Raw genomic sequence first — 4,334 nt, 5'->3', positions numbered from 1 at the left:
ATCATTTTCCGCTCGGTGCCCAAGTCGGACTTTATCCGTGCGGTCAACTATCTGACGGTGCCCGCGCTGCTCGGGCCGGTAGTTGGCCCACCGCTCGGCGGCTTCATCACGACTTATCTGCACTGGCGTCTGATTTTCTTCATCAATATTCCAATCGGCCTGCTGGGTATCTGGCTGGCAAACAGGCACATTGCCAACGTGCGTGAAGCGCATCCCGGGCGGCTCGACTGGACCGGTTTTGCGATGTCGGCGAGCGGTGCTGCACTGTTCATGCTGGGACTCTCGCTGATAGGCGGCGAACTCGTGTCCAATACGGTATCGATCAGCATGTGCGTGATCGGCGTGGTGCTGCTGGGGATGTACACGCTGTATGCGAACCGCGTCGAGTTGCCGGTGCTCGATTTGCGGCTGTTGCGCATTCCGAGTTTTCACGCGAGTGTGGTGGGCGGCTCGCTATTTCGCATCGGCCTCGGCGCGGTGCCGTTTCTATTGCCGCTTGCGTTGCAGGAAGGCTTGGGCATGACCGCGTTCAAGTCGGGGTCGATCACCTGCGCATCCGCGTTCGGATCGCTGTTCATGAAGGCGGCGGCGTCGCGCATTCTCGGGCGTTTCGGTTTTCGCACGGTGCTGATGTTCAATGCCGGCTGCGCGGGTCTCGCCATCGCGGTGTACGGGCTGTTCTTTCCCGGTACGCCACATTGGTTGATCTGGTGTGTGGTGTTGTTCGGCGGCTTCTTCCCGTCGTTGCAGTTCACCTCGTTGAATAGCCTCGCGTACGCGGACATTCCGAGCCGCGACGTGGGACGGGCGACGAGTGTCGCCAGTGTGATCCAGCAGCTTTCGCTGGGGCTCGGCGTGACGATCGGCGGCATCGTGCTGCAGATTTCGCACAACGTGCAGGGTCACTCGACGATCGTCTTCTCCGACTTCTGGCCGGCGTTTCTGGTGGTCGGATTGTTCTCGGTCCTGTCGATTCCAGTGACCGCGCGTTTGCCGCAGGGAGCGGGCGATGAAATCGCGCGCGGCGCTCGCGGCAGCGTCTGAATTTGTGTGCCGCAAGATGCACCACATGCGTGCAACAGGCTTCGCAAATGGTGGAGCGGCATGTTATAAGCCGAAGGCAGCTTTCGTTTCTGTCAGATGAACAAGTCGTCTTGGGGGACATCCAATGAAGTTGTTTCACAATGCCAAATCGTCCGCTAGCGGACTTGCGCTAGTCGCACTCGTTACTGTTTCAACCGGCTTTCTCGAGGCCACGCCGGCCTTTGCCAAAGCGCCCGCGAAAGCGCAACCGGCGGTTCTTACAGCCTCCGCCATCGCGGTGGCCGACAAATACAGCGCCGACGCCGCGGAACAGATCTTCAAGGAAGGCGGCAATGCCGTCGACGCAGCCGTCGCGATTGCCTTCACGCTTGCCGTGACGTATCCGGAAGCGGGCAACATCGGCGGTGGCGGTTTCATGACGCTCTATGTCGACGGGAAGCCGTACTTCCTCGACTATCGCGAGCGCGCTCCGCTGGCCGCGACCAGGAACATGTATCTCGACGACAAGGGCGAGGTCATCAAGGGCATGAGCCTGTTCGGCTATCGCGCGGTCGGCGTGCCGGGCACCGTCGACGGCATGTGGCAGGCACAGCGCCGCTTCGGCAAGCTCAAGTGGAAGCAGGTGCTCGCACCGGCCATCCACTACGCGCGCGACGGTTTCGAAGTCAGCGAGCAATTGCAGCAGCGCCGCGACGACGCCGCGAAAGATTTTGCCGGCAAGACCAACTTCGACACCTACTTCGGCAACCTGAAGCAGGGCGTCAACTTCAAGCAACCGGATCTCGCCGCTGTGCTGCAGCGCATTTCGGATCAGGGCGCAAAAGATTTCTACCAGGGCAAGACGGCCGATCTGATCGCGGCGTCCATGCGCGGCCACGGCCTGATTACGAAGGCCGACCTGCAACAGTACAAGGCGGTGTGGCGTCAGCCGATCCAGGCGGACTGGAACGGCTATCGCGTGATCACCGCGCCGCCCCCGAGTTCGGGCGGTATCGGTCTCGTGCAGTTGCTGAAGATGAAGGCCGATATTGCGCCTGACTTCAAGGACGTCACGCTCAACTCGGCACAGTACGTGCACCTGATCGCGGAAATCGAGAAGCGCGTGTTCGCCGATCGCGCGCAGTATCTCGGCGATCCCGACTTCTACCAGGTACCGGTCGCCCAACTGACCGACGACGCCTACATCGCCAAGCGTGCAGCGGAAGTCAATCCGAATTCGCCTTCGGACACGAAGAGCATTCAGGCCGGTCTCGGCACGTCGATGCCTGAGAAAGCGGAAACCACGCACTTCTCGGTGATCGACAAGTGGGGTAATGCCGTGTCGAACACCTACACCATCAACGGTTACTTCGGCTCGGGCGTGGTGGCGGATCGCACGGGCATCGTGCTGAATGACGAAATGGACGACTTCTCCGCGAAGCCGGGCGTGGCGAACATGTTCGGCGTGGTGGGCAGCGACGCGAATTCTATCGAACCGAAGAAGCGCCCGTTGTCGTCGATGAGCCCGACGATTCTGACCAGGGACGGCAAGGTGTCGCTCGTGATCGGCACGCCGGGCGGCTCGCGCATCTTCACGTCGATCTTCCAGGTGATCAACAACGTCTACGACTTCAACATGCCGTTGCCGGACGCCGTGGCCGCGATGCGCTTCCATCACCAGCTGTTGCCGCCGAACACGATCTTCTGGGAGCCGTACAAGCCGATCGACGGCGAACTCGCCAAGCAGATCGAAGCGAAGGGCTACACGCTGAAGGGACAGGATTTCAGCGGCGACATTCAGGCGATCAAGGTCAATGGCGATACGCCGGAAGCCGCCGCCGATCCGCGCGGCCGAGGTGTCACGCGAGTGATCCAGTGAGCGTTTGATCTAACTCGTTCTGGTATCTGAGCGGCGCATCTTTGAGGATGCGCCGCACGCAGGAAAAAGACCTCGCGCTCAATTGAGCGCGAGGTCTTTTTTATCCGCGAGGTTGTTGGCGCGTGAAGACTTTCTTATCCGCGAGATCGATCGAAAAAGATGCGGGCTTTCTCATTCGCGAGATTGATGGAGCGTGAGGCTTTTCTACCCGCGAGTTGACTGAACCCGAGGTCGTCTCAGCAGCTAGTCGTCGGGCCAATCAGCTTGTCTGTTCGACCGGCGTCAGGGTCAATTCGAGCCGTTGCGCGCCTCGCAGCACGGTCACGTTGACCGGCTTGTCGATCCGCGACGCGTCGAGCGTGCGTTGCAGGCTATCGACGTCTTGCACCGCAAGCGTATCGATCGCGACGATCGTGTCGTCGGTGCGCAGACCGCCGAGGGCGGCGGGACTGCCTTTGACGAGTTCCATCACGTTCACGCCACTCTCCACGCTCAAACCGAAATAGCGCTGCACGCGGCGCGACAGCGGCCTTGTGGTGCCGGCCACGCCGATGTATGCGCGCCGCACGCGGCCGTGCGCGAAGATCTGCATGATGACCCACTTGGCCGTATCGATCGCGGTGGCGAAGCAGATCGCTTGCGCGCCAGGAATGATCGCAGTGTTCACGCCGATCACCTGGCCCGCCGAATTGATCAGCGGACCCCCCGAATTGCCGGGATTGAGCGCGGCGTCCGTCTGGATCACGTCGTAGATCATGCGACCCGAATTCGAGCGCAGCGAGCGGCCGAGTGCCGAGACCACGCCCGTTGTCACGGTTTGGGCGAGGCCGAGCGGGTTGCCTACCGCGATCGCAATCTGCCCGACCCGCAGTTTCGACGATTCGCCGAGTTCGACGTGGGGCAATGGTTCCGGCGAGCCGATGCGCAGGACGGCGAGATCGCTGCCGGGGTCGTCGCCGACCAGATCGGCGTCGAATTTCGCGCCGTCGGCGAGTGTCACCGTGATGTGCGTGGCGCCGTGTACGACGTGGCTGTTGGTGAGCAGATAGCCGTCGGGTGTGAACAGAAAGCCCGAGCCGGTGCCGCCGCGCGCGCCGCGGCTGTCATGCGCGGATGGCGCGCCAGGCAGCCGGCGTTCGACGGAAATGAAGGCGACCGCCTGCTGCACGCGTTCCAGCGCGCCGATTACGGTGCGGGAATAGGCGTCGAGCAGGGCGTCGTCGGATAAGGCGTTGAGTGGATTGGACCCGGGGGCGTCGGGTGCGGCGCGCGACAGGTCATCGATGAAGCGTGGACGGCTTCCCATGGCGATGCTCCGGATAAACGGAAATCGAGATGCAGGGCGGCGGGCGGGTTTTCAAGTGCGGGGCGGGCGCAGGGCGCGGGGCTGGGGGTGTGAGACACTTTCCGAGGTCGGCGAGTGCGAACGCCG

General features: G+C 62.2%; 3 protein-coding genes. 2 read left to right on the top strand and 1 reads right to left on the bottom strand.

Annotated elements, in window-relative coordinates; translation table 11 throughout:
• Both QOC89_RS11705 and ggt read left to right on the top strand, forming a co-directional pair.
• On the top strand, positions 1-1,044 hold a 1,044-nt coding region (locus tag QOC89_RS11705), incomplete at its 5' end, for an MFS transporter (RefSeq protein ID WP_323045162.1).
• A gap of 124 nt (positions 1,045-1,168) precedes the next feature.
• Positions 1,169-2,902, top strand: coding sequence for a gamma-glutamyltransferase (ggt, locus tag QOC89_RS11700; protein WP_323045161.1), 1,734 nt, complete (start codon positions 1,169-1,171; stop codon positions 2,900-2,902).
• Positions 2,903-3,161: 259 nt separating this feature from the next.
• Here ggt and QOC89_RS11695 read toward each other — a convergent pair whose 3' ends face one another.
• Positions 3,162-4,208 (bottom strand): S1C family serine protease, encoded by a 1,047-nt coding sequence (locus tag QOC89_RS11695; protein ID WP_323045160.1) that lies wholly within the window; start codon positions 4,206-4,208, stop codon positions 3,162-3,164.
• Positions 4,209-4,334: the final 126 nt, after the last annotated feature.

The sequence above is a fragment of the Paraburkholderia sp. genome, assembly GCF_034668105.1.
Taxonomy (GTDB): Bacteria; Pseudomonadota; Gammaproteobacteria; order Burkholderiales; family Burkholderiaceae; genus Paraburkholderia.
This window is presented reverse-complemented; position numbering and strand designations above follow the sequence as displayed.

Coding starts and splice junctions, on each gene's coding strand:
- ggt (WP_323045161.1), top strand. CDS start 1,169: ATGAAGTTGTTTCACAATGCCAAATCGTCCGCTAGCGGACTTGCGCTA.
- QOC89_RS11695 (WP_323045160.1), bottom strand. CDS start 4,208: ATGGGAAGCCGTCCACGCTTCATCGATGACCTGTCGCGCGCCGCACCC.